The following is a 23,642-nucleotide window of genomic DNA, read 5'->3' as shown; positions in this document are numbered from 1 at the left end:
CTAGTCTCAAATCACTCAAAGTGATAGATGATTCCCAATCACTCGCGCGAGAGTGATCTCGGTCTCCTGAGCAGGGCCGCAATTCGTTCCCTTCAGAGGGCACGAAGTACCGTTAAGGGGTGTTGAAAACCGCGCTCAAGCCGCGATGGATCCTTTCTCTGATCCTCGCTCTGGCTATTGCCGCGCTTTTCGTCCTTTTGAGCCAATGGCAGTTCTCGCGCTCGCAGGATTCCGCGCCGCCTCCTCCGAGTACCACCGAGCAGGTTCAGCCCCTCACCAAGGTCTTTCAGCCGGGCATCCCGATGACCGCCGGCGTGGCAGACCAGATGGTCCGGATGGAAGGCCGCTTCCTGCCGGACACCCGCGTTCTGGTGCAGACACGCCTGCAGGGGGACCGCGACGGACTGTGGGTGGTTTCCGCGTTCGAGGTAGCGGACTCCGGGCTGCCGTCCGCTGTTCTACCGGTCGTGCACGGTTGGGTACCTGAGGCACAAGCCGCGTCAGAGGTGCCCGAACGTGAGGGTGTGGCCGTCGTGCAGGGGAGGTTGCTGCCTACCGAAGCCCCGGCGGTTCAGGTGCCCGTTCCCGGTCAGGTTCCCACCCTGTCCGTTGCGCAGCTCATCAACGTGTGGGATGTACCCCTGATGTATTCCGGTTTCGTTGTTTCCTTTGAGACCGTCATGGACGGCAGCACCGTCCAGCCCGAGGCGCCCCTTGAGGCAGTGACCATTGGTCCGCAGCCGCAAGAGACACCGCTCAACTGGCTCAACATTTTTTATGCCGTGGAATGGTTCGTCTTCGCCGGATTTGCCTTCTTCCTCTGGTGGCGGCTCGTGGCTGACGATCACCGCCGCACGCTGGAAGAGGAAGAGGATCAGGACATCGCGTCGGATCAACACTCTCCGCAACAGCTACAACCCACTACCGACGAGGTAAGAACGTGACCGATTCCGTACCCGCCAAGAGCCCGGCCGGCAAACGCCGCTTCGGTGGAACCCACGCCCAAATCCGATCCGCGCTCAGCTTCTACAAGGTGCTGGCGTACGCGACCGGCATCATGCTGCTGCTCGTCGTGGTGGAGATGGTTGCAAAGTACGGCTTCGGTGCGGAGATCATCGCCGGCGGATCCGCTGGGGCGCTCGGCCTGGTTGAAGAAGCCCAGGTGGACGGCGCCGGCGGGTTCAACCTCTCAACAGCCGTGCTCATCGTCCACGGCTGGCTCTACGTGGTGTACCTGATCGCCGACTTCCGGCTCTGGCAGTTCATGCGCTGGCCGTTCTCCCAGTTCGTGATCATTGCACTGGGCGGCGTCATCCCGCTGCTCTCCTTCATCGTCGAGAAACGCGTCCACCGCCGGGTGGAGGAAGAACTCGCGGCCCACCCCCAAGCCAAGGCAAGGTACTGATTCCATGATGTGCAGCCTCACCCGCACTACCACTAGTGTTGACGCGTGACTACGCCCGCTCCTGCTCCAGAACACCAGCCGGTACTTGTTGTCGATTACGGCGCCCAGTACGCCCAGCTGATTGCCCGCCGCGTTCGGGAAGCGGACGTGTACTCGGAGATCGTTCCTCACACGATCAGCACCCAGGAGCTGCTCGCACGCAACCCCGCAGCAATCATTCTGTCCGGCGGACCGTCCAGCGTGTATGCCGAAGGCGCGCCTCGCATAGATCCTGACCTGTTCGACGCCGGTGTCCCGGTCCTTGGCATCTGCTACGGCTTCCAGGCCATGGCATCAGCGCTTGGCGGCACGGTCGCGAAGACGGGCCTGCGTGAATACGGATCCACCGACGTCGCCGTTTCCGAAGGCGCCCGGTCCATCCTCGAGGGAACCCCTGACCATCAGAATGCCTGGATGAGCCACGGCGACTCCGTTCAGGCTGCACCCGAGGGCTTTGACGTCCTGGCCAGCACAGCCGGTGCTCCGGTTGCTGCGATTGCCCACGAGGGCAAGCAGCTCTACGGCGTGCAATGGCATCCCGAGGTCAAGCATTCGGCACACGGTCAGCAGGTGCTGGAGAATTTCCTGTTCAAGGGCGCCCGTCTGAACCCCAACTGGACCACCGGCAATATTGTCGAGGAACAGGTTGAGCGCATCCGCCAGCAGGTGGGAGACGCACGCGTGATCTGCGGGCTTTCCGGCGGTGTTGATTCGGCAGTGGCTGCGGCTCTCGTGCAGCGTGCGGTGGGCAATCAGCTCACCTGTGTCTTCGTTGACCACGGGCTGCTCCGCGAGGGTGAAGCCGAACAGGTGGAACGGGATTTCGTGGCCGCTACCGGCGTGAACCTCTACGTTGCGAATGAGCAGAAGCGGTTCCTTGAAGCACTCGAGGGCGTCGAGGACCCGGAGACCAAGCGCAAGATCATCGGGCGCGAGTTCATCCGTGCCTTCGAGGAAGCAGAGCGGGCCATCATCGCCGACGCCGAAGCCCACGGCGAGAAGATCCGCTTCCTCGTGCAGGGCACGCTGTATCCGGACGTCGTGGAATCGGGCGGCGGCGAGGGTACAGCCAACATCAAGAGCCACCACAACGTGGGCGGACTCCCGGAAGACCTGCAGTTTGAGCTTGTCGAGCCGCTGCGCACCCTGTTCAAGGACGAGGTCCGCGCTGTCGGTGCCAAGCTCGGACTTCCGGCGGAGATCGTAGGGCGCCAGCCGTTCCCCGGTCCCGGCCTCGGAATCCGCATCGTCGGCTCCATCAACGCTGAACGCCTCGAGCTGCTCCGCAAGGCAGACGCCATTGCCCGAGCCGAACTCACGGCGGCAGGCCTCGACAACGAGGTCTGGCAGATGCCCGTGGTCCTGCTGGCAGATGTACGCAGCGTCGGCGTTCAGGGCGACGGGCGTACCTATGGGCACCCCATCGTGCTGCGTCCGGTCTCCAGCGAGGACGCGATGACCGCTGACTGGTCCCGGCTGCCGTATGAGCTACTTGCCCGGATCTCCAACCGCATCACCAACGAGGTCGACGGCGTCAACCGCGTGGTGCTCGATGTCACCAGCAAGCCGCCGGGAACCATCGAGTGGGAGTGACTTCCGGCCGGCAGCTGTTGCCGGCGGTGGAGGGCGCTTAGCTGATAACAGCGTGAAATCCGACGCCGGCCCGCGTTGCTTGCAGCCTCGGTGGGGCAGCGTCGGCTAGCTTGTAAGACATGCCTATCTGGTCAAGATCAGGCCGTGAGGCCGCAGGGAAGAGGACAACCGTGCCAGTGCAGGATGCCGGGGACTCCGCCGAGGATTTCCTGATTCCGTGGCTTCGCAGGCTGGGGCCGCACGCGGGAACAGATACGCTGCTGCATTTCACGCCGTCGCGCTCCAACAGCATAGACCTCACGCATGCGCATCCGTCCGGCCTTGCGCAGCTTCTGGCAGGCCGCCGGACACGCCTGTCCACCCTGCTGCGCGACCCCGATCAGTACGCCGCCGCCATGAAGGCTGCACGCCTGTTGCGTGCCAAGGTCTACGAACTCGCAACCGAGCGCGGAATCGACGTCGGGTATCTTGCTGCGGGCACCGCTTCGTGGCGGACCATTGACGACGGCGGCCGCACGGACTCGCTGACGGCACCGGTCCTGCTGACCTCCGTTGCACTGACTGTGCACGGATCGCAGGATGACTACGAACTTCAGCTGACGGAGCAGGCGCGGCTCAACCCTGCGCTGGTGCGTACGCTGCAGACGGACCACGGGATCGATTTCAACGCAGAAGCCGTTGCTCAGCTTGCCTACAGCACCGCCCGCTTCGACCCGCATCCCGTGCTGGACCGCCTCCGTGCACTGACCGACAACGTGCGCGGAATGACCATCGAGCATCACATCCTCGTGTCAACGTTCGCTGATCTAGCCGATGTCGGAGCGGACTCAGCTGTCAGCCCGGAGCATCCCCTGCTGTCTGCGCTGATGGACGCTGCCCGGGAAGGCATCGACGCTCCAACAGATGCGGAAGCGCCGTCGCGGGACATGCCGCTTGATGACAGGCATCCGTCCACCGAATTCCTGATCCTTGACGCGGACTCCGGGCAGCAGCGGGTCCTTGACGCGGTAACGGCAGGCGGGTCGGTTGTTGTGTCCGCACCTCCGGGAACAGGCCAGACGCAGACTGCCCTGAACGCAGCTGCTGCACTGGCAGAGCAGGGCAAGAGCGTGCTCGTGGTCGCCGAGCGGCGAGGAACCCTCAACCAGTTCGTGCAGCAACTCGACGCGCTGAATCTTGGCTCGCTCGTGCTGCAACTCAATGCCAACAGCAGCTCCACACAGTTGAAGGATCAGCTGGTTCGGGCCATTGTGCGCAATGAGAAGGCCGTGCAGCCGAAGCTCACGTCCCTGCATGAAACCCTCGTGTCCCACCGGCACAAACTGCTTGACCATGTCCGCTCCCTGCACAACGTACGCTCGCGCTGGGGGTGTTCGCCTTACCAAGCCATGCAGTCCCTCGCCGAACTGACGTCACTGAACCCTGCACCGGCCACCACGGTACGGTTGAAGCGCAGCGTCATGGACAGCATTCCGAACCGCACGGAACTGACCACGCGGCTCCGCCGTGCCGCCGAGTTGGGCGGCTTCAGCAAGGAAGCGACCCACAGCCCGTGGTACGGAGCGAAGCTGCGCAACCGCAAGGAAACCGAGCACGCCCACAGCCTGGCGGTGGACCTGGCCCGGGACATCCCGCTCTTGCGCGAGAAGGTCGGGGCGGTTGCGGCGCACTCGCACATCGAGCTGGGAACCACCTTCGAGGAGTGGGGCGGGCAACTGGACCTGCTGGTCGCCGTGCGCGCCAGCCTGGACAAGTTCACACCGGACATCTTCGATCGACCGGTCACGGACCTCATCTCGGCAACGGCGTCCTCGTCCTGGCGGCGGGAACGCACCATCGAGATGAGTTCGATGACGCGGTCCCGTTTGCGCAGGGTCGCCAAGGAATACGTTCGCCCGGGCGTTCATATTGCAGACCTCCACCAGTCCCTCGTAGAGGTACAGGAACAGCGCACACTGTGGACGAAGTACGCCACCACGGAGCGGCACCCGTCAGTGCCGACGGGGCTGGCGGAGATCAACAGCTTCTACCGCGCCATCGATTCCAAACTTACCGAGCTCACGGCGACGCTGGCCGGCACGCCGGGCGAGCCGCAGCTTTCCGGGATGCCGCTGGATGAGCTGGCAACCCGCCTTTCAGAATTGGCCCGCGACCGGCAGAGTCTGGCTACGCTTCCCGAGCGCACGCTGCTGCTCGATGAGATGCGGGACAACGGCCTGGGTGAGCTGCTCGATGACCTCTCTGCGCGTGAAGTGGGTGCCCGCCAGGTGGGGGCAGAGCTTGAGCTGGCCTGGTGGCAGTCCGCGCTTGAGGCGATGATCAGCGGTGATGATTATCTTGCAATGTCCGACGGCGCCAGCCTCCGCACGCTTGAGGCGGAGTACCGCCTCGCGGACAATGCGCATGTCGCTTCCGGCGCGAGCCGCATCCGCTGGGCACTCGCTCAACGGTGGCGGGCCGCGCTCGAGACCATGCCCGCCGAAGCCGATCAGCTCCGCGGCCTGCTGCGCGAGGGTGAGCCCGGGCTGGACGCCCTCAGCGCGCAGGCCGATGAACTAGTCACCGCCCTCATGCCGGTCTGGGCAGCCAGCCCGCTGGTCCTGCCGCTGGTCCTTCCCCAGGGCAAAACGTTCGACGCCGTCATTGTGCTCGACGCCGAATCGATCTCCCTCCAGTCCGTGGTTCCCGCTTTGGCGCGGACACGGCAGGTCATCGCCTTCGGTGACGATCGCCTAGGCGGCCCGCGCAGCTTCACGGTGTCGGTCGAGGACGAGCGCCGGAACACACCTGAGCACCTCCCCAGCGCTTACCAGGCGCTGGCGGCAGTCCTCCCTTCGCTGAAGCTTCGGGAGATCTACCGGGGCGTGGACAAGGATCTGGCCGCCTTCCTCAGTGAACGCTTCTACGGAGATGAGCTGACCCGGCTGCCCTCGGCCTCAGAAGTTTCCGCAATGGAGCGCGCGTTCACCGTCGAGTACCTTGCGGACGGAACCGGCATGCCGAGCTCGGATCACGACGGCGTGGAGAGCGTCGCCGCCGAAGTGAACCGCGTAGTGGATCTGGTCTTCGAACACATCCGAAAGCGGCCGAGTTATTCCCTGGCGGTTGTGACTGCAAGCGCTCGGCACGCCCAGAGGGTCGGCGAGGCTGTTCGGCTTACCATGGCAGACGCTCCGTGGGCAGCTGACTTCTTCCTGCCGGGCAATGAGTCTTTCCGCGTTGTGCCCATTGATCGGGCAGCAGGCCTCACCCGGGATGCTGTTATTTTCTCGCTGGGCTTCGGCCGGACGCCGCACGGGCGCGCGCTGCACAATTTCGGGCCTCTCTCAGCGCCGGGCGGGCGTGGCAGGTTTGTCTCCGCGATGACCCGCGCCCGCTACCGGCTGCACGTCCTCACGTGCTTCCGGCCGGAGGACCTGGATCCTGAACGCCTGGGACATGGCGCGCTTGACTTCTACGAGCTTCTGCGTCGGGAACTCGGCGAGGAAGCGGTGCAGAGCTCCGAGGTCCCGACGGAAGCCGCCAACGAAGACCCGCTGGTTGCGGACCTGGTGGAACGACTCCGGCAGCGCGGCGCCGTGGTCCGAAGCAATCACGCCGAGGTGCTGGACATTGTCGCAGCACCCGCTCCGGATGTTGCGACGGCCGATCAAGCTCTGCCTTTTGTTTCACCCGTGGCGATCGAGTCGGACGGATCGGACCGCTACCGTGGGATGACCGTGAGGGAGAGGAGCCGGCTCCGGCCACAGTTGCTCGAACGGATGGGCTGGCGCTACCTGCCGTTGTGGACGATCGAGGTGTTCACTGACCCGGAAGGCTGCGCCAACCGTATCTCCGGATATCTTGGTTTGGAGCAGGCTGACCGTCAGCGTTCGCGCCGGTCAGCACAGGAGCCGCCTGCAGGAAACGGGGAGACAATGGAAACCGGAACCGACAGCACCCAGCCCGAAGACAATGGCGATGCAGCCGGTGGCAAGGCCGGACCCGCCGCCGGAGACACGCCCGGCGATTCCGGGAGCGGGCATACTGCCGGCGCCGCATCCCCTGCAGCCCAGCCCAGCTCCGAGGCAACAACGAGTACCGCACCGCACGGAGATGTCATTCCGCAGCGTGCCGGTGAGGATGACCCGCGGTCCTGGAATGACGACGACGGCAACCATGACGAGTGGCTGAAGGAGCAGAAGCCGCCGCACTGGAGCTAGCATCCTCACTGCGGTGCTCGGGCCGGCAGCCACCATGGCTCAGGACCAGTGCGCCGCACTGGGATTCACTTACCCGCTGCTGTTCGCCGCGGTAAGCACCAGGTGAACCTGACCCGTGCTGGAGGCTCCGGCCAACGCCGCGGCTTCATCAGGGTTTGCAGCGACGACCACCAGCCCGTCTTCGGTCCCTGACGGGGCCGAGAACGGCCCCGTTCCTGACTCTTCGGACGTCCAGAGCACTGGTAGCCCGCGCGCCAGGACGGTGTTCTTCGCTGACACTTCAAAGCCGTTGCCCGTGCTCAGCACCACGTCCACCCGTTGCCCGGCCGCCACTAGCTGCACGGTTGATGCGTCAGCCGGTCGAAGGGGGACAGCCACCGTGCCCTCAGGGCTTCCGACGAGGAGGCCCGCTCCAACCAGGAAGTTCTGGGCGAGGATATCCCCGGCATAGACAGGCGTTGCCAGCTGCTGTCCGGCGACCAGGTCCGGTGAACCGAATGAGTGTTCCGGGACGGCCGCCTCGGGAAGATGAACAACGGATAGCTGGTCCGCAGTAAGTACCGTACCCACGGGAAGGTCCGCTGACGCAGCAACTACCTGCACGGTGGCCGGATCCGGTGGCAGGAACACTTCAACAGCGACGCCGGCGGCAGCGCAGAGGATGCCGGCAGCCAGCAGGCGCCGTTTTCGAAAGATGAACGCGCGGACCCGGTTCCGGGTCCGGTTGGGAGCGCTGGCGGATTTTCTCATGGACCAACGCTAGGCAGGCAGCCGTGCCAGTGGTCCGGAATGAGCCCCTATGTGGAAAAACCGCCCCGGGAGTGCCGGCTGTGCAGGACAACCGGGACTCCCGACGCGGAAAGCACTCGCGAAAAGATCCGGGCTAGGCCGAAGCCGCCGAGCTGGTTGTCGCGGTTCCCTTTGACCTTGCAGACGACGACGTTGCTGACGACGACGCTGGGGAAGAAGAAGGGGCCTTGCCCTCTGACCCCGACGAGCCTCCAGCCGGCTTGGCCGCCGGGCTGCTGCCCGCCTCGACTGAGGAGGACGTGGCACGGGAGTCCGTTCGGTAGAACCCGGAACCCTTGAAGACAACACCCACGCTGTTGAACTTCTTGCGCAGCCTGCCCTCGCACTCGGGGCAGACGGTCAGGGAGTCATCCGAGAAAGACTGCTGGACGTCGAAGGCATGGCCGCAGTCCCTGCAAGCGTAAGCGTATGTAGGCATGGACAATCCTCCTGGAGAAAGTTGTTCAGTGACGGTCCGGTTGCCCTGGTGACCCAGAAACGTTGGCACTCGACCCGTCCGAGTGCCAATTCTACACTGTCAGCCGGTGGGTGAGGAATGCTGCCCGGATACCTGGAAGAGACCCGAGGGCGTGAAAGCGCCGTGCAGCGGCATATCGAGCGGAGTTGCTTCGACCCTCCCGGCAGGTAGTACTTCCTCGTTGTACAGATAGCCGAGCCTGGCGGCATCCGGCTGTTCGAGGACCAATTGAGCCAGGAACCGGTCGTAGTACCCGCCCCCCTGGCCGATCCTGTTTCCCAGTTGATCCATGCCCAGCCCGGGCACAAGCACCAGGCGGAGCGGTAGCAGAGCCGTGAAACTTCGGCGCTCACCGACCGGCTCCCACAGCGGCGCGCGGGGGCTCTTGGCGAGCTCAACTCCGGGTTGCCAGGACACCCAGCTCAACTGGTACCGCGGTTCACACACCGGAACGACCACGTCGTAGCCCGCCTCAATCAGGGCAGGCAACAGCACCTCGGTGCCGGGCTCCGGAGGAGCTGACAGGTAGGCCGCAATGCACCCGGTGCCCCGCACAGTGCCGGAGTTCAGCCAGGTGAGCACGTGCCTGGCCAGCTCGGCTGCTGCTGTTTGTTGCTCCTGTGCCGCCACGTGGCGGCGCCGCTCACGCAGGGAGCGGCGAAGCTCCTCCTTCATCCGGGAGGCCGGCGTCGGGTTCGGCGAAGACTTCGGCAAAGAAGCGGGTGAGTCCATGCTGGCACTGTACAGCGGGCGTCCGACGTTGCACGTGCATCGAAGGAGCGCCCAATTCTGTAGTGTTGTGGCATGACTGAGCGACCAAGAGTGAACAAGGCCGTCATTCCTGCAGCTGGGCTGGGTACCAGGTTCCTGCCGGCCACCAAGGCGATGCCCAAGGAAATGCTGCCGGTTGTGGACCGGCCGGCCATTCAGTATGTGGTCGAGGAAGCGGTAGGCGCCGGTATCAATGACATCCTCATGATCACCGGGCGCAACAAGAGGTCACTCGAGGACCACTTCGACCGGGTGCCGTTCATCGAGCAGACCCTTGAGGCAAAGGGTGATTTCGAGAAGCTCGCCTCCGTGCGTCGCGCCTCGGAGCTCGGAGACATTCACTACCTCCGTCAGGGGGATCCCAAGGGTCTCGGGCATGCGGTGCTGCGGGCCAAGCTTCATGTTGGGGACGAGCCCTTTGCCGTGCTGCTCGGCGATGACCTGATCGATGAGCGCGATGAACTGCTTGAGACCATGATCGATGTCCAGGCCAGAACCGGGGGGTCCGTGATCGCGCTGATCGAAGTTGATCCCGATCAGATCAGCGCCTACGGCTGTGCTGACATTTCCGGGCTCGACGGTGAGGAATACGTCCGCGTCAACAAGCTGGTTGAGAAGCCCGCTGCTGACGAGGCGCCATCCAACCTTGCGGTCATCGGACGCTATGTCCTGCATCCTCGTGTCTTCGGAGTCCTGGAGGAAACCGGACCGGGCCGTGGCGGCGAAATCCAGCTGACCGACGCTCTGCAGACCCTTGCAGCCGCAGAGGGAGAGGGATCCGGCGTTTATGGCGTTGTCTTCCGCGGCCGCCGGTATGACACGGGGGACAAGCTGAGCTACCTCAAGGCAGTAGTCACCCTCTCCTCCGAACGGGAAGACCTCGGTCCTGACCTGAGGAAGTGGCTGCAGGAGTTCACTGGCTCCTTCGACGGCTAACAACTGACATGTGGGGTCGGTTCACCTGGCCGGTCACCCTTGAAGCCGGCAACCTAGTTCTACGTCCGCTCCGGCACCGCGACAAACGCGAGTGGCTGGAATTGCGTCAGCGCAACCTGGACTGGCTTTCGCCATGGGAAGCGTCCAACCCGGCACCGGGCGGATACTTGCCGACCTACCACGAGATGGTGCGGGCGCTGAATTCGCAGGTGCGCTCGGCCAGTGCGCTGCCGTTCGTGATCGCAGAGCGGCCCGAAGGTGGAGGCAGGCCTGCCATGGCAGGCCAGCTCACCGTGTCAGGAATCGTGTGGGGTTCCGCCCTCACAGCGACACTCGGTTATTGGGTGGACAGGGAGCGGGCGGGCCGGGGAATTGCGCCGACTGCGGTGGCGCTGGCAACCGACTACTGCTTCTGGGAACTCGGTCTGCACCGCATGGAAATCAACATCCGGCCGGAAAACGCTGCCAGTCTCCGGGTAGTCCAGAAGCTGGGTTTCAGGGATGAGGGTATTCGTCGGTCCTACCTGCATATCGCCGGTTCCTGGGCCGACCATCGTTCCTTTGCGTTGACGTCGGACGAGGTTCCAGGCGGTCTTTTGCGCAGGTGGCAGGAGAGAGCGCCGCGGCTCTGACGAACTTCTTGATTTCCCCCTCGGACACACCGCCGCGAATGAGAGACCGAAGGGGCAACTGCTCCTAACGTTTTGTAGGTGGACTTCTCTCTGAACAGCTCAGTCGTACTGGCGGCAATCGTCGGGCTCTGGCTCATCTGGGTGGCCCCCTTCCTGATGCGGCGCCGGCAGCCACTGCCCGTTACCGGCCTCGCACCCATCGCATTTCCAAGCACCGCACACGGAGACGCCGGTTTCCAGAGGAGCGTCATGACAATGTCCGCCGCTGACAATTCACGGCCCGCATCCGCATCCCCGTCTGCCGGGCGCGCAGGTTCAGGGTCCTCGAAGGTGTCAGGCGGCGCACCGGGCCTCCGGATTCACTGGGGCAGGCTCACAATCGCGCTGGTCGGCGCGGTTGCGCTCACAACAGCGCTTGTCACCTCGGTGCTCGCCGTCGTCGGCCTGGCCACTTCAGTCCTTCCTGTGGTTGCGCTCCTGGTGGCGATCGCCAGCGTCGCAGTGCTGCGCACGCTTGCACTGCGCGGGCGCAGCCGCAGTCCCCAGCAGGTCTCGGCTGCACCGCGGGAGCCGGCAGCCGTCCCAGCCCCGGAACGGCACACAGTGAAGCGGCCCACCAGGCTGTTCAATGCCGAGGAGCAGGGAAGCCCCAACACGGCGGAAGAAAGCACACCTCACGACGACGGCGCCTCCGCCACGGTCGCTGCCCCGGTCCAGTTCACTGCAGCCGAGCTGCGCGCAGCGGCACTCGCTGTTGCCGCAGAGTCGGGAGAGAATCCCGCCGGCTCAGGAACGCCCTGGCAGCCCGTGCAGGTACCGAAGCCCATGTACATTGAGGCTCCGAAAGCTGAGCGCGAGGATCCGGCTCCGCTGGACCTGCCCGAGGCGCCAAAGCCCGTGGCAAAGACGCCGATCAAGAACGGTGCCGTCGCGCCCACGACTGCTTCCGCGCCCACGACTGCTTCCGCGCCCACGACTGCTTCCGCGCCCACGACTGCTTCCGCGCCCACGACTGCTTCCGCGCCCACGACTGCTGCTCCGCAGGCCGAGACATCAGCTACACCCAAGATGAACCTGGACGACATCCTGCAGCGTCGCCGCGCCTAGTCCGCGGCTGAAAGCCCGAGTGTTTCGTTGACGGAGGCGGAAGAGCTCGCGCTGCTGGAAGGACGGGCCATTGGGCCGGCACTCGAGGCGGCGGCAGCAGCCCTGACCGGTTCGCTCATCCAATGGTCCCTGAGCGGCATCCATCACCGGCCGGGCGCGGGAGTCACGGGTATTTACGCCATCCGATGCGAGGTATCGGGCGAAATACTGAACGGGTTCCTGTGCGTCACCACCCGTCCGGTACCCGGAACGTTTGCCCGTTCCGTGCGCCTGCACGGTCCGGAAGGCCTGCCGCTCCTGGCCTGGAGCCATCCCAATGATCCGCTGCTTCCTGATCTGGACTGGGCGTGCGATGCCCGCTCTGTTGGTCCCGAACTGTTCGGTGTGCCTGCGGCCACGCTGACAACGCTCGGCTATCGCCCCATGAGGCGGGCAGTGCTTCGGGCCGAGGGCGCGGGGGAGACCCGCTTCCTGAAGGTGCTGCCGCGGGGCCGCGCTGCGGCGCTGTACGAGAGGCACCGGCTACTGCTCGATGCCGGCATTCCCGTTCCACAACCTGCGGAGTCCCCGCGCAGGGATGTGCTGGTCACCAGGCAGGCGTCCGGAACACCACTCGCGCAGCGGCTGCTGGAGGATGGCGCAACCGGTTTTGAGCCGGAAGTTGTGGTCGATCTGCTGGAGCGGTTGCCCCGTGCCGTGTGTGACCTGCCGGCGCGGCGGCCGTGGTCTGCGGGAGTCCACCGCTACGCGGGCGCCGCCACAGCCGTGCTGCCTGACCAATCGGAGCGGATCAGAACGCTGGCTTCCAGGGTGGAATATGGCATCCGCGCAGCACCGGCCGGGCCGGTGGTTCCAACCCATGGTGATTTCTATGAGGGCAATCTTCTGGTCGATGGCGGAAGCATCACTGCTGTTCTTGATCTCGACGGGTTGGGTCCCGGCCACCTGATCGACGATTTGGCATGTTTCCTGGCCCACCTTGCCATGCTGCCCTGCGTTGATGAACGCTACACCGCAGTTCCCGCAGCGCTGGCGCGGTTCCAAAGGGTATTCGAGGAGCGGGTCGACCCCACAGCGCTTAGGGCACGGGCGGCAGGGGTGAGCCTGACTCTTGTAGCGGGTGCAAGGAATTCAGGCCGGAACCAGGCCGGCGGCGGCTGGCGGGAAGGCGCGCTGCAGCGGCTGCTGGTGGCTGAGAACTTCCTGGGTCCGGGCCGCGGTCCGGGTCCGGCTGCTGGATGAGAGTTTTCTCATCAGGGCTTCCTCCTGCTCTCACAATGGATCGCCATGATTGAGCAACGGGACCCGTGGCCGGTTCGGACAGCAGTTGTCCCAACCGGTCACTTCCGAAGGACCCTGGTGCGTCTCCCCCAACCGCGCCCGGGTCCGCCCATGCTGGAAGCAGGTGGACGGTGGCCCGAGATCCGGACGCTGATCTCGCGGCGGTAGAGGTGTGTCAGGAAACGTCGGCGACGAGCCGGTAGCCCATACCGCGCACGGTCGCGAAGCGCTCGGCGCCCAGCTTGTTCCGCAAGTACCGCACGTAGACGTCCACCACGTTGGAGCCGGGATCGAAGTCATAACCCCAGACGCGGGAGAGCAGCTGTTCCCGGCTGAGTACCTGGCCGGGATTGCGAAGGAACGCCTCTGCGAGAGCGAACTCCCGTGCTGAGAGATCCACTTCCTTCCCGTTGACGAGCGCCCTGCGGGACCTCAGATCAAGCTGGAGATCGCCGTGGGAGAGCACGGAGTTGTCGGCGGTCGGGGCTTCCTGCCGAAGGCGCAGGCGCACCCGTGCCAGCAGCTCTTCAAATCGGAAGGGCTTGGACATGTAGTCATCCGCACCGCCCTCCAGCCCCGCCACGGTGTCATCGACCGAGCTGCGCGCCGAGAGAATGATGACCGGAGTGCTGTTCTTGGACTCCCGGAGCCGGCGCAGCACGGTGAAACCGTCTTGGTCAGGCAGCCCGAGGTCCAGCACTATGAGCTCGAAGTCTCCCGTCTGCGCGAGCTGGTACCCATCCCGCCCGTTATCTGCCACGGTCGGCACGTAGCCGGCGGAACGCAGGCCCTTGGCCACGAAGGAGCTGATACGGTCTTCGTCCTCAACGATCAGGATCTGGCTCACGGACGTTCTTCCTCAGCGGTGGTCGGGGTGGAGCCCAGCGGCAGGGACGGGATCGCCATAGTGAACGTCGAGCCCTGCCCGGGTGCAGACCGAAGCTCAACGGCACCCCCATGTGCCTCCGTAATAGCGCTGACGATCGTGAGGCCGAGACCGGCGCCTTCGGTGCGCTTGCTGCTCGGCCCACGTTCGAAGCGATCGAAGATCCTCTTCTGGTCCTCACGGGCGATGCCCGTGCCTTCGTCGCGCACCCAGAGCCACGCGCCGTCGTCGTCCTTTCGGGAGCCGATCGCTATGGTGGTTCCTTCCTCCGTGAATTTCACCGAGTTGGCCACCAGCTGCAGCCACGCCTGGGTGATCCTGCGTGGATCCAGCACTGCAATTGCCTCCGCCCGCGAATCGATGATCCAGCGGCGGGCCCCCAGTGTCCGTGCCTTGTCCATCACATCGTCGGTCAGTCTGCCGAGATTTACAGGTTCGGGGCGCACGAAGTTCGGCCCTGCGATGCCGGCGAGGGTTACGAGGTCATCCACCAGCAGGCGCATCCGGTCGAGCTCATCCAGGGCGATGTCGCGCACCGCCTGGACATCCCTCGGGTCTGACGAGTCCTGCAGCTCCAGGTGCCCCTGCACAATGGTGATCGGCGTGCGCAATTCGTGACCGACGTCGTCGAGCAGTTGGCGCTGTGAGGTGAACGAGCCCTCCAGGCGGTCGAGCATGGCGTTGACCGTGCGGGTCAGGTCGGAAAGATCATCATTGCCGGTCACCTCGATCCGCTGCGAGAGGTCCGTGTCCGTGATGCGCTGCGCAGTTGTGCGGACCCTGCGGATAGGATCGAGCAGCTTGCCGACGAGGAGGAATCCTACGACGCCGATGAGCGCCAGCGTGGCGAAGCTGATCAGCGCATAGGTGCCGAAGGTCCGGTTCAGCTGCTGGTGCTCCGCCTCGGCATCAAATCCCAGTACGAAGAAGGTCGGCTGGGTATCATTCGCGAGCATGACCGGGGCCACCAGGACCCGGTAGTCGGTGAAGGCGGTACTTACCGACTGAATGGTCACCTGATCCGGCGGCGCTACATCGGTTACATAGTTGACCAGCTCCGGATCATCCTCAAGGCGGACGTCGACCTCCTCGTTCGCGAAGAAAATCACCTGGTCACCGCGTACCGCCATCATTCCTTCATTGGGCTGGGTCAGCGTGCGCTGCATGAGGAGGTAGACCAGCTGGTCCGCCTCCACGAACGGCTCCAGTGTGTCGGGATCAATACCGGTTGCCAACAGGGTTTCCAGCTCCTGGAAGCTGCGGGCCAGCGATTCATCCATCTCGCTGTTGAGGTCGTTGCGCTGCAGTGCGTAGGCAGTGGCGCCGGCGAGCAGCAGCCCCAGCGCGCTGAGTACCAGCATTGCCGCCAGCACCCGGGTGCGCACCGATGAGTATCCGCGCAGCGACTGGAGGATACGGGTCCGGAGTCCGGGTTTGCCCTCGCGTTCGCCAGCTGCAGCGGGAGCGTCTGGTTTCACCACGTGCGGCAGCTTCACGAGGATCGTCGGTTCAGCGGACGGGGGAGGGCCCAGCGCCATCCGCTCCGTGGGTGGTGCCTCACCCAGTGGCGGCGAGGCCGGGCCCGTTGCGGGACGGGTGGATGCTCCGGCGTCGGGCCTAGTCATCATCTACCTCGCCGTCATCCTCAATGCCGTCATCGCCGCCGCGTCCCCGACCTCTGTCGTCATCGTCGTCCTGGATCACGGGCGGCGGGGCGGGAACAACAGCGGGTGGCGGCGAGGCCGCTTCCGTAGGTTCGACAGTCGCTTCGGCCGAGGGCTCCGGCGCGGGAGGGGCGGGCACTTCCGAGGGGGAAACGGACGGAGCCGCGGAGCTTGCCGGGGTGGGAGTTTGCGTGGGGCTAGGCGAGGGAGTGCCCGGAGGCGCCGGTACCTGCGTGTCGGTCACGCCTACGGCTGGACCCAGGTTCTCCGGTGCAGGCCCGCGCAACGAGCCGATCATCGCCACGCCAACCGCAACAACAGCTCCCGCGCTGGCTGCGGTAATGAGCCAGGTATGCACCTGTGACCGTTTCATGTACCAAGTATCCCCACACATCATGAGATGCAGATGAGAACGGAAGCGGCTATTTCCGGGCGGCGATCAGGATTCCGAAGACGGTTTGGCCTGTGACTTCTCGGCAAGCAGCCGGTCAAGCAGAGGCTCCACGCGGTACGGGATGTGTTCATGCAGGGCCAGCACTGTCTCGGTTCGGATTACGCCCTTGATGCGCAGGACCGACCGTAGCGCTGACTGGAGGTGATGGGTGTCTTTCGCCGCCACCCGGCACCATACGTCGCCACGGCCTGAGATCTCATGAACCTCGAGCACCTGTTCCAGCGTGCGCAGTGCAGAGATGACACCGTCCAGTTCCCGGTGGGTTACTTCGATCGTGACGAAAGCGACGACGTCGTACTCCAGCCGCGCAAGGTCCAGTTCCCTTCCGCTCCTGCGCAGGATGCCTGATCTGAACAGCCGCTGCATCCTCGCCTGCGCGGTGTTGCGGGCCATGCCGAGAGTCTCGCTGAGCTGGCTGACCTGCGAGCGCGGTTCGTGGACCAACTCGCGGAGGAGACGGATGTCTGTTCGGTCCAGCATGCGTACAACTCCTCGTTCAGCCCACCGGGGAGCCTAATCTCCCACGAATTTTGAGCACGATGATCAGAGTATGCCGAATTCAGCTGCCACGCTAACCCCCAGACCTCACCATCAATAGGAGGAATGGTAGGAATCGGCGGAAGGTGTACATGAGCGTCATCAGCGAATTGCGGATGCGTCCTGCAACCGCGCAGTCTCCCCGCTGGGACGCATCAAGGCGCACACGGCTCGGCCTCACCGTCGTCGTGCTGGCCACGCTGCTGGTGGGGGCCAATCTCGCGACCCCGCTATACCCGCTGATCCGCGCCAACCTCGGCCTCAGCGCCTTCGATACGACGGTAGCGTTCTCCGCGTACGTTCTGACCCTTGTCGCGGGCCTGCTCCTGGTCGGTCACTGGTCGGACCATATCGGGCGCCGGGCTGCACTGGTGCTCGCCGTCCTCACCGGCGTAGTGGGTGTTGTTGTGTTCGGCACAGCCACATCGCTGCCCATGCTGGTCCTGGGCCGCTGCCTTCAGGGAGCGGCAGTGGCGTGCGCTACCGGCGCCAGTTCTGCAGCGCTGCGGGATCTGTTGCCGCACCGTCCGGAATGGGCGTCACGCTTTACGCTGGTTGCGTCCGCGGGGGGAGTGGCTGCAGGGCCGATCGTGGGCGGACTCCTGTCCCTGCTTCCCGAGCCGACAAGGGTTCCGTTCGGGATCTACGCCGTCTTCCTCGCGCTGCTTCTGATTCCATTGGTGCGCCTCGATGCCCGCCCCGCGATCAAGCCCGCGCTGCCTGCCCGCCCATTGTCCGCATTGAAGCCAAGACGCCCAGCGGTGTCCAGGACCGCGCGCAGGGCGTTCTGGTCTGCTGCCGCCGTCGGCTTTCTCAGTTTCGCCGTGTTCGGCTTCTCGCTCAGCCTGGCACCGACCTATGTCACCGCCATGGCCGGAGAGGTCAGCAGGCCTTTGGTGGGCGTGCTTGCCGGGCTGGTCCTGGCGGTCTCGGCTGCGAGCCAGCTATTCCCGCAGGGCGCAGCGAAACCCGCGCAGGCCGGAGCAGTTGGGCTGCTCATTATGGCGGGCGGGGTCGCGCTTGTTCCGCTCGCGGGCAGTGTGGGCAGCGTTTCCCTCTTTGTTGCCGCGTTGGTTCTTGCTGGAGCGGGGCAGGGGATCGCCTTCCGAATCCTCTTCAACGCGGTCGCGCAGCAGGTTGAAGGCTCCCAGCATGCACAGATCATCAGCACCGTCTATGTGATCACCTACCTCGGAAGCGCCGTCCCGGTGCTTGGTTTGGGCCTCGCCGTGGATGCACTGGGGCTGATGACTGCGGTCACTTTCTTTTCGGCTGTGATTGCGGCTGCCTGCGTCGGTATGGCGATTTACCTTCGCCGAAGCGCTGCATCAAAGGCCTGAATCTACAAAGAAATATTTGCAAAGAACACATTGCAAAGGAATCTTTGCAGGTGTATTCTCCTCTCATGGAGTCTGCCAAACCGAACGATCGCACTGTCGATATCAACGCTTTGAAAGCGCTGACGCATCCACTGAGGATCCAGCTTTTGAACGCGTTGTCGCAGTTCGGTCCGCAGACTGCCAGTGCGCTCGCAGCCCGGCTCGGGGAGTCGAGCGGGTCCACCAGCTACCACCTGAGGCAGTTGGCGCGGCACGAGCTTGTCCGTGAAGTGGAAGGTCGGGGATCAGCGCGAGAGCGCTGGTGGGAGCGCCCACCCGGTGCCCTCAACCTCTACTCCAGTGAAATGGCGCATGATCCCGGTACCCGGGAGGTTGCCGCAATCGTCAATCGGGAGTTCAGCCATAATCGGGCCGCGCTGCTCGAGGACTACATGGAACGCGGTCCGTTCGTACTGCCGGAGGAGTGGCTGGATGCCTCGGTCATCTCCACCATCAACGCCCGTCTCACCGCTGCCCAACTCGCTGAGCTGTCGGATGAGCTGATGCGCCTTGCACGCGACCTCTTCGAAAAGTACCGGCCGGACGGCAATGCTTCGCCGGACGCCAAGGCCGTGCAGATCCACCTGAACACCTTTCCGATCGTCCAGGGCCAGTTCCCTGAGCCTGCTTCCCGAAAAGAGCACACGCCATGACCACGCTTGCCGGTCTCTACCCACCAGCACAACCCTCCGGATTCGAAGCCCTGCTCATTGCTGTTGGCCGCTGGCTCGTCAGCACAGGCGAACGGCGCGCTGCGCAGGAACACACGATGGTTGACCACCGTGCACACGAGGACCGTCTCCGCGACGGAACGGCTCTCCGTCATTCAGGGCTGTGGCTCTAGCCCTCTCCGGGCAGCAGGCCCGCGTTGCCCTCCATGCGGTTGAAGATCAGGGTGGTCTCCGTATGTCCTACCACCGGATCGGTGGTGAGGTAGTCCAGTACCCAGTCTCGCAGGGCGTCCGTGTCTGCCACCGCGAGGTGAATGAGGTAATCCACCGCACCTGAAACATGGTACGTGGCGACCACCTCGGGGAGTGCGGGCACGCGGGAGGTGAACCTGTCGATTTCCTCGCGGTTGTGCCCATTGAGCTGCACGGAGATCAGGGCCTGCACAGCACGGCCGATTGCGGCCAGATTCACCTCGGCGTGATAGCCGCTGACGACTCCGCGCTCCGTTAGCTGGCGGGTCCGGAGCAGCGCAGTGGATGGTGCAACGCCCACCTTCTCGGCGAGCTGCGCATTGGTGATCCGTGCGTCAGCGAGCAATTCCTGCACGATTCGACGGTCCACCGGATCCAGTCCGTCCGGTTTGCCACTGTTCGTCATGCGGGTGCTCCTGCCTTGCCTGAGTTCCTGCCTGTGGTCCTGTCTGCGGGAATTCCTCCAGCCTACCGGCGGTGCGTAACCTTGTGCTCATGCCAGAGCACAAGCACGAAAACCCAGCTGCCGACGTCGTCGGTCTCGATATCGGCGGTACCAAGACCCACGGGGTGCGCTGGAGCGCAGGTGTTGTGGCCGCAGAAGCAAAGAGCGGGAGCGCTAATGTCCAGAACGTCACAGCGGAGGAAGCGGCGCGGAACCTCGCAGAGCTCTTCACAGCCTTGGGCGGGCAGGTGGGTCACGTCGTGGCGGGGTCGGGCGGCGTGGATACCGACGACGACGCCGGCGCCCTCCGACAGCTGATCGCCGGGCAGGTGCCGAACGCCCGGATCGACGTTGTCCATGACACCCGCCTGATCCTTGCCGCCGGCGCAGCCTCCACCGGAATTGCGGTCATCGCGGGCACGGGGTCCGTGGCCTGGGGGCTGGACGGCGCGGGTCGGCAGGCGCGCTCAGGCGGCTGGGGGTACCTGCTCGGAGACGAGGGCAGCGGCTACTGGGTGGGCAGGGAAGCAGTGCGCGCAACGCTCCACCGCTTCAACCGCGCAGAACCGCTGGGGGTGCTGGGCGAGTCGGTTCTTGAGGCCACCGGCGCGCAGAAACCCGAAGAACTCATAGCCCTGTTCCACCGGCCGTCGGGTAGGCGCTACTGGGCAGGTCAGGCGCACCTGGTGTTCAAGGCCGCTGTGGCCGGCGACAGCGGCGCCCAAAGGATCATCGACGACGGCGCACGTTATCTGTGTGGGCTGGTTGCCGACGTGGCCTCGGTTCTCGGAGCACACAGTCCGGTCATCATCGGCGGAGGGCTCGCCGTGCATCAGCCAAAGCTGCAGGAATTGATCAAGGCCGGGCTCGCGAAAGACGGCTTCACAGATGTGCGCTTCCTCAGCGTGGACCCGGTGCACGGCGTGGACTACCTCCTGCGAACGGGCGCGCTGTAGCCGGCGGGCAGGTTTACACTGGCGTTCATGGCGCAGGAATGGGACACCCGGGTAGGAGCGTATGCCGTCGTCGTGCGGGATGGAATGATTCTGCTCGCGCACTGGAACGAGCACGGCAGGCAGGGGTGGACGCTACCGGGAGGCGGGCTGGAACTGGGAGAGGATGCGCCAACCGCCGCCGTCCGCGAGGTGCTGGAGGAGACCGGCTACGTCGTCGAACTCGAGGAGCTCCTGGGCGTCGACAGCCTGCACATTGCGCCGGAGGATAGGCTGAACGGTTCCGGCAGGCCGATGCACGCGCTGCGGATTGTCTACCGAGCGCACGCGGTTTCCGGTGAGCTGGTCCACGAACTGGACGGCTCCACTGATGAAGCGGCCTGGGTGCCGCTTGCTGAGGTGCCCAATCTGACACGCGTCGAACTCGTTGACACAGCGATCCGGCTCTCTTACCAAAGCCCGGGCCGGGCGCTACTATAAAACTCTTCCGCTTCCTACCCGGCGGACCACACACGCGATCGATTGCCCTCGAGGCCGACGGAGGTGACGTTATGAACACGGTTTCCATTGCTGCATCCTGCCTGACAGCTGCACGCACCGCCCTCGTCATAACCTCCGCCTCCCGCCCGCAATCGCACTGATTCTTTCCGTGGTGGAGGGCTCCTGAAGAAGGACTTTCCTTGAACACGCTTTCCGAGTACGGCTTTACCGACCGCATCCGCGATCTCTTTTCCTTCACCTTCCCATCCGCCGTTCCAACACCAGGTCACCCTGCGCTCGAACCGGCGCGTGCAATCCGTGCCGACAGGGGGCGGGTCCTGCTCATCACCGCCAACGGACCGCTGCACGTGGACACCGATGGCACAGTGGTCACCGGTGACTGGGTGGCGCTGGCACGAATCTCTGACGACGACGCAGCGCCTCCCGCCGTCGTCGGCCTCCTGCCGCGCTACTCGACTTTGCAGCGCAAGAGAGCGCACGATCCGCTGTCCGAAGCGCAGGTCCTCGCGGCCAATGTTGATTTGGTGGGAGTGGTGGTGCCGATCGACCGTCCGCTCTCGGCCAACCGGCTTGAACGGACCCTCGTGGCCGCGTGGGACTCGGGCGCTGTGCCCCTTGTCATCCTGACCAAAGCCGACCTGAGCAGCCGGTTCGACGAGGTTGTGGGCCAGACCATCGAGCGCGCCCGCGGCGTGGAGGTCTTCACCACCTCCGCCGAGGCCGGGGACGGCCTTGATGCCCTTCACTTGAGGATCGGCGTGGGAAGCACCCTGGCGCTGATCGGTCCCTCGGGCGCCGGCAAGTCGACGCTGATCAACGCGCTGGTGGGTTGTCACGCCCAGGACACCGGGGAGGTGCGTGCGGGTGACGGAAAGGGACGGCATACCACCACGGTGCGGGAGCTCATTCCGCTGGGAGCCGGCTCGGTGCTCATGGACACTCCGGGCGTGCGGGGGTTCGCCCTGTGGGATGCGGAGGACGGGCTGGAGGCGGTCTTCGGTGATATTGAGGAGCTCTTCGGACACTGCCGGTTCACGGACTGTGCGCACGGTTCCGAGCCCGGGTGCGCCGTCCAAAACGCTCTTGGCACGGGTGAGCTGGAGGAGCGCCGCTGGTTGAGCTACCAGAAGATGCAGCGCGAGCTTGCCGGCCTTCACCGCCGCCAGAGCGTCGCAGAGCAGCGCCGGCACGGCCGTTCCTTCCACCGCATGGCAAAGGAAGCGGCGCTCGCGAAGGACTTCCGCAATCGCTTCCGCGAGGGATGAGGCACCCCGAATTGTCGGCTCACAACCGCGCCCGTTAACAGGGAACCGGTTCCGTGTTAACGATTCGAGACAAAGTTTCCGTCCGGGCCATACAAGCGCTTGTGCACAACGAACGCCTAGCTAGACTCAACAAGGTGATGCCCCTGCCAAGCGTTTTCGCGCTTGCCGGGTAAGCAGAATCGCCAGGGAACGGCCGCGGGCCGGGCCCGACGTCGATGAAAGGTATGGCTTCATGACCGGCGAGACTTCGGGCCCCGGCGCGGGCAGTTCCAGCCCCAGGGCAATGATCCAGTTGCGTAACGTGTCCAAGAACTATGGCGGTGGCACGGCCGCTGTGGAGAACCTCAGTATGGACATTGATCGGGGAACAATCACGGTCCTCGTGGGGCCATCGGGCTGCGGCAAAACCACGTCCCTGCGCATGATCAACCGGATGGTGGAACCAACGTCCGGGACCATCCTCGTTGACGGCCAGGACATCGGCGGGCAGCGCGCATCAGAGCTGCGACGATCAATGGGCTACGTCATGCAGTCTTCCGGGCTGTTGCCGCATCGCACCGTGCTGGACAACATCATGACTGTGCCGCGGTTGAATGGCGTGGCCAGGACAGCTGCACGGAAGCGGGCAGCTGAGCTGCTCGACGTCGTCGGCCTCGCGCCGGCCCTCGGAAAGAGGTACCCCGGCCAACTGTCGGGCGGCCAGCAGCAGCGTGTCGGCGTTGCACGCGCACTTGCTGCGGACCCGCCGGTCCTCTTGATGGATGAGCCCTTCAGCGCAGTTGACCCGGTGGTGCGCCACGAACTTCAGGAAGAGCTGCTGCGGCTCCAGCGGGACCTCGCCAAGACCATCGTTTTTGTCACTCATGACATCGATGAAGCCACCATTCTCGGTGACAAGGTGGCAGTTTTTGCCACTGGTGGCCGGCTGGCCCAGTACGCGGCGCCGGAAGAGATTCTGCGCGCGCCCGTGGATGATTTCGTGGCCGGATTTGTGGGCAGGGACCGCGGGTTCCGCCGCCTTTCTTTTCAGGATGGCGGTGGCGTGCAGGTCCACCCCATTGAGACGGTGAGGGTAAGCCGGCTTGCAGATCCGAGCGTCTCCGTCGATTCCTCCTGGACCCTGGCGGTCGACGACGATGGACGCCCCCAGGGATGGGTGCCGAGGGCGATGCAGGACACCGTCCGATCGGCGCAGGACCTGGTGCCTGGCGGTTCGCTGTATCGCCGTGGTGATTCGCTTCGCCGCGCTCTTGATGCGGCGTTGTCCGCGCCGTCAGGCCTGGGCGTGACAGTCGACGATGATGGCCGGGTCCTCGGTGTGGTCCAAGCGGCCGAGGTCCTTGAGCTCATCGAGGAGGCGCGACTGGACCGCGGCCGTACCGATCACAACACGGCGGTCTGA

At 64.8% G+C, this 23,642-nt stretch carries 23 protein-coding genes; 15 read left to right on the top strand and 8 right to left on the bottom strand.

What is annotated here, in order from left to right; all coding sequences use genetic code 11:
- The first annotated feature begins 119 nt into the window (after nucleotides 1-119).
- From AC1MBU_RS13390 to AC1MBU_RS13375, 4 genes are all read left to right on the top strand, one after another.
- The gene (locus AC1MBU_RS13390) at nucleotides 120-944 is read left to right on the top strand and encodes an SURF1 family protein (RefSeq protein ID WP_277359257.1); all 825 of its coding nucleotides are present in this window, start codon (nucleotides 120-122) and stop codon (nucleotides 942-944) included.
- Nucleotides 941-1,405: a DUF3817 domain-containing protein gene (locus AC1MBU_RS13385; protein WP_479787474.1), complete on the top strand. Its 465-nt coding sequence runs from the start codon at nucleotides 941-943 to the stop codon at nucleotides 1,403-1,405. The genes AC1MBU_RS13390 and AC1MBU_RS13385 overlap by 4 nt, the downstream gene beginning before the upstream one ends.
- Nucleotides 1,406-1,450: 45 nt before the next feature.
- Nucleotides 1,451-3,037 (top strand): glutamine-hydrolyzing GMP synthase, encoded by a 1,587-nt coding sequence (gene guaA / locus AC1MBU_RS13380; protein ID WP_479787473.1) that lies wholly within the window; start codon nucleotides 1,451-1,453, stop codon nucleotides 3,035-3,037.
- A gap of 119 nt (nucleotides 3,038-3,156) precedes the next feature.
- Nucleotides 3,157-7,239, top strand: coding sequence for a DUF4011 domain-containing protein (locus AC1MBU_RS13375; protein WP_479787470.1), 4,083 nt, complete (start codon nucleotides 3,157-3,159; stop codon nucleotides 7,237-7,239).
- 69 nt (nucleotides 7,240-7,308) lie between these two features.
- Here the strand turns inward: AC1MBU_RS13375 and cpaB are convergent, their stop codons facing one another.
- The 3 genes from cpaB to AC1MBU_RS13360 form a co-directional block, all read right to left on the bottom strand.
- Nucleotides 7,309-7,989: a Flp pilus assembly protein CpaB gene (cpaB, locus tag AC1MBU_RS13370; RefSeq protein ID WP_277359261.1), complete on the bottom strand. Its 681-nt coding sequence runs from the start codon at nucleotides 7,987-7,989 to the stop codon at nucleotides 7,309-7,311.
- Nucleotides 7,990-8,122: 133 nt separating this feature from the next.
- Nucleotides 8,123-8,467 (bottom strand): FmdB family zinc ribbon protein, encoded by a 345-nt coding sequence (locus AC1MBU_RS13365; protein ID WP_277359262.1) that lies wholly within the window; start codon nucleotides 8,465-8,467, stop codon nucleotides 8,123-8,125.
- A gap of 99 nt (nucleotides 8,468-8,566) precedes the next feature.
- A complete protein-coding gene (locus tag AC1MBU_RS13360; protein ID WP_346027147.1) occupies nucleotides 8,567-9,238 on the bottom strand; it encodes a 5-formyltetrahydrofolate cyclo-ligase in 672 nt (223 codons plus the stop codon).
- Between the two features lie 72 nt (nucleotides 9,239-9,310).
- Between AC1MBU_RS13360 and galU the strand changes: the two genes are divergently transcribed.
- From galU to AC1MBU_RS13340, 4 genes are all read left to right on the top strand, one after another.
- A complete protein-coding gene (gene galU / locus AC1MBU_RS13355; protein ID WP_056544238.1) occupies nucleotides 9,311-10,213 on the top strand; it encodes a UTP--glucose-1-phosphate uridylyltransferase GalU in 903 nt (300 codons plus the stop codon).
- Between the two features lie 8 nt (nucleotides 10,214-10,221).
- Nucleotides 10,222-10,845, top strand: coding sequence for a GNAT family N-acetyltransferase (locus AC1MBU_RS13350; RefSeq protein ID WP_277359264.1), 624 nt, complete (start codon nucleotides 10,222-10,224; stop codon nucleotides 10,843-10,845).
- A gap of 78 nt (nucleotides 10,846-10,923) precedes the next feature.
- Nucleotides 10,924-11,952: a hypothetical protein gene (locus AC1MBU_RS13345; protein ID WP_479787464.1), complete on the top strand. Its 1,029-nt coding sequence runs from the start codon at nucleotides 10,924-10,926 to the stop codon at nucleotides 11,950-11,952.
- 27 nt (nucleotides 11,953-11,979) lie between these two features.
- Nucleotides 11,980-13,194 (top strand): phosphotransferase, encoded by a 1,215-nt coding sequence (locus tag AC1MBU_RS13340; protein ID WP_479787463.1) that lies wholly within the window; start codon nucleotides 11,980-11,982, stop codon nucleotides 13,192-13,194.
- Nucleotides 13,195-13,408: 214 nt separating this feature from the next.
- Here AC1MBU_RS13340 and AC1MBU_RS13335 read toward each other — a convergent pair whose 3' ends face one another.
- The 4 genes from AC1MBU_RS13335 to AC1MBU_RS13320 form a co-directional block, all read right to left on the bottom strand.
- Entirely contained in the window at nucleotides 13,409-14,080 is a 672-nt protein-coding gene (locus tag AC1MBU_RS13335) for a response regulator transcription factor (RefSeq protein WP_277357684.1), read from the bottom strand.
- On the bottom strand, nucleotides 14,077-15,747 hold the full coding sequence (locus AC1MBU_RS13330; protein WP_479787462.1) for a sensor histidine kinase: 1,671 nt from the start codon (nucleotides 15,745-15,747) through the stop codon (nucleotides 14,077-14,079). The genes AC1MBU_RS13335 and AC1MBU_RS13330 overlap by 4 nt, the downstream gene beginning before the upstream one ends.
- The gene (locus tag AC1MBU_RS13325) at nucleotides 15,737-16,156 is read right to left on the bottom strand and encodes a hypothetical protein (protein ID WP_479787460.1); all 420 of its coding nucleotides are present in this window, start codon (nucleotides 16,154-16,156) and stop codon (nucleotides 15,737-15,739) included. Before AC1MBU_RS13325 ends, AC1MBU_RS13330 begins: the two co-directional genes overlap by 11 nt.
- Nucleotides 16,157-16,222: 66 nt before the next feature.
- Complete coding sequence (locus tag AC1MBU_RS13320; protein WP_277357681.1) at nucleotides 16,223-16,717, bottom strand: Lrp/AsnC family transcriptional regulator; 495 nt, start codon at nucleotides 16,715-16,717, stop codon at nucleotides 16,223-16,225.
- 149 nt (nucleotides 16,718-16,866) lie between these two features.
- Here AC1MBU_RS13320 and AC1MBU_RS13315 point away from each other — a divergent pair, with 149 nt between their 5' ends.
- The 3 genes from AC1MBU_RS13315 (at nucleotide 16,867) to AC1MBU_RS13305 (ending at nucleotide 18,997) form a co-directional block, all read left to right on the top strand.
- Nucleotides 16,867-18,114 carry an MFS transporter gene (locus AC1MBU_RS13315; RefSeq protein WP_277357680.1) on the top strand — a complete coding sequence of 416 codons (1,248 nt, stop codon included), beginning with the start codon at nucleotides 16,867-16,869 and terminating at the stop codon, nucleotides 18,112-18,114.
- A 65-nt stretch (nucleotides 18,115-18,179) separates the two neighbouring features.
- Nucleotides 18,180-18,806, top strand: a complete 627-nt coding sequence (locus tag AC1MBU_RS13310) for a winged helix-turn-helix domain-containing protein (RefSeq protein ID WP_056544257.1) — start codon at nucleotides 18,180-18,182, stop codon at nucleotides 18,804-18,806.
- A complete protein-coding gene (locus tag AC1MBU_RS13305; RefSeq protein ID WP_277357679.1) occupies nucleotides 18,803-18,997 on the top strand; it encodes a hypothetical protein in 195 nt (64 codons plus the stop codon). Before AC1MBU_RS13310 ends, AC1MBU_RS13305 begins: the two co-directional genes overlap by 4 nt.
- Here AC1MBU_RS13305 and AC1MBU_RS13300 read toward each other — a convergent pair.
- Nucleotides 18,994-19,482 (bottom strand): Lrp/AsnC family transcriptional regulator, encoded by a 489-nt coding sequence (locus tag AC1MBU_RS13300; RefSeq protein WP_346027143.1) that lies wholly within the window; start codon nucleotides 19,480-19,482, stop codon nucleotides 18,994-18,996. The two genes, AC1MBU_RS13305 and AC1MBU_RS13300, sit on opposite strands and share 4 nt — an antisense overlap.
- Nucleotides 19,483-19,571: 89 nt before the next feature.
- Here AC1MBU_RS13300 and AC1MBU_RS13295 point away from each other — a divergent pair, with 89 nt between their 5' ends.
- From AC1MBU_RS13295 to AC1MBU_RS13280, 4 genes are all read left to right on the top strand, one after another.
- Nucleotides 19,572-20,477 (top strand): N-acetylglucosamine kinase, encoded by a 906-nt coding sequence (locus tag AC1MBU_RS13295; protein WP_479787457.1) that lies wholly within the window; start codon nucleotides 19,572-19,574, stop codon nucleotides 20,475-20,477.
- Nucleotides 20,478-20,504: 27 nt separating this feature from the next.
- Nucleotides 20,505-20,954: an NUDIX hydrolase gene (locus AC1MBU_RS13290; RefSeq protein WP_056544268.1), complete on the top strand. Its 450-nt coding sequence runs from the start codon at nucleotides 20,505-20,507 to the stop codon at nucleotides 20,952-20,954.
- Nucleotides 20,955-21,154: 200 nt separating this feature from the next.
- Entirely contained in the window at nucleotides 21,155-22,240 is a 1,086-nt protein-coding gene (gene rsgA / locus AC1MBU_RS13285) for a ribosome small subunit-dependent GTPase A (protein ID WP_479787454.1), read from the top strand.
- A 283-nt stretch (nucleotides 22,241-22,523) separates the two neighbouring features.
- Nucleotides 22,524-23,642: an ABC transporter ATP-binding protein gene (locus AC1MBU_RS13280; protein ID WP_479789781.1), complete on the top strand. Its 1,119-nt coding sequence runs from the start codon at nucleotides 22,524-22,526 to the stop codon at nucleotides 23,640-23,642.

It is taken from the genome of Arthrobacter sp. PTI12, from assembly GCF_056679915.1.
This window is presented reverse-complemented; position numbering and strand designations above follow the sequence as displayed.

Excerpts from the sequence above, each read along its gene's own strand:
- AC1MBU_RS13375 (WP_479787470.1), top strand. The coding sequence starts at position 3,157 with ATGCCTATCTGGTCAAGATCAGGCCGTGAGGCCGCAGGGAAGAGGACA.
- cpaB (WP_277359261.1), bottom strand. The coding sequence starts at position 7,989 with ATGAGAAAATCCGCCAGCGCTCCCAACCGGACCCGGAACCGGGTCCGC.
- AC1MBU_RS13365 (WP_277359262.1), bottom strand. The coding sequence starts at position 8,467 with ATGCCTACATACGCTTACGCTTGCAGGGACTGCGGCCATGCCTTCGAC.
- AC1MBU_RS13360 (WP_346027147.1), bottom strand. The coding sequence starts at position 9,238 with ATGGACTCACCCGCTTCTTTGCCGAAGTCTTCGCCGAACCCGACGCCG.
- galU (WP_056544238.1), top strand. The coding sequence starts at position 9,311 with ATGACTGAGCGACCAAGAGTGAACAAGGCCGTCATTCCTGCAGCTGGG.
- AC1MBU_RS13350 (WP_277359264.1), top strand. The coding sequence starts at position 10,222 with ATGTGGGGTCGGTTCACCTGGCCGGTCACCCTTGAAGCCGGCAACCTA.
- AC1MBU_RS13330 (WP_479787462.1), bottom strand. The coding sequence starts at position 15,747 with ATGATGACTAGGCCCGACGCCGGAGCATCCACCCGTCCCGCAACGGGC.
- AC1MBU_RS13325 (WP_479787460.1), bottom strand. The coding sequence starts at position 16,156 with ATGAAACGGTCACAGGTGCATACCTGGCTCATTACCGCAGCCAGCGCG.
- AC1MBU_RS13320 (WP_277357681.1), bottom strand. The coding sequence starts at position 16,717 with ATGCTGGACCGAACAGACATCCGTCTCCTCCGCGAGTTGGTCCACGAA.
- AC1MBU_RS13315 (WP_277357680.1), top strand. The coding sequence starts at position 16,867 with ATGAGCGTCATCAGCGAATTGCGGATGCGTCCTGCAACCGCGCAGTCT.
- AC1MBU_RS13310 (WP_056544257.1), top strand. The coding sequence starts at position 18,180 with ATGGAGTCTGCCAAACCGAACGATCGCACTGTCGATATCAACGCTTTG.
- AC1MBU_RS13305 (WP_277357679.1), top strand. The coding sequence starts at position 18,803 with ATGACCACGCTTGCCGGTCTCTACCCACCAGCACAACCCTCCGGATTC.
- AC1MBU_RS13300 (WP_346027143.1), bottom strand. The coding sequence starts at position 19,482 with ATGACGAACAGTGGCAAACCGGACGGACTGGATCCGGTGGACCGTCGA.
- AC1MBU_RS13295 (WP_479787457.1), top strand. The coding sequence starts at position 19,572 with ATGCCAGAGCACAAGCACGAAAACCCAGCTGCCGACGTCGTCGGTCTC.
- AC1MBU_RS13290 (WP_056544268.1), top strand. The coding sequence starts at position 20,505 with ATGGCGCAGGAATGGGACACCCGGGTAGGAGCGTATGCCGTCGTCGTG.
- AC1MBU_RS13280 (WP_479789781.1), top strand. The coding sequence starts at position 22,524 with ATGATCCAGTTGCGTAACGTGTCCAAGAACTATGGCGGTGGCACGGCC.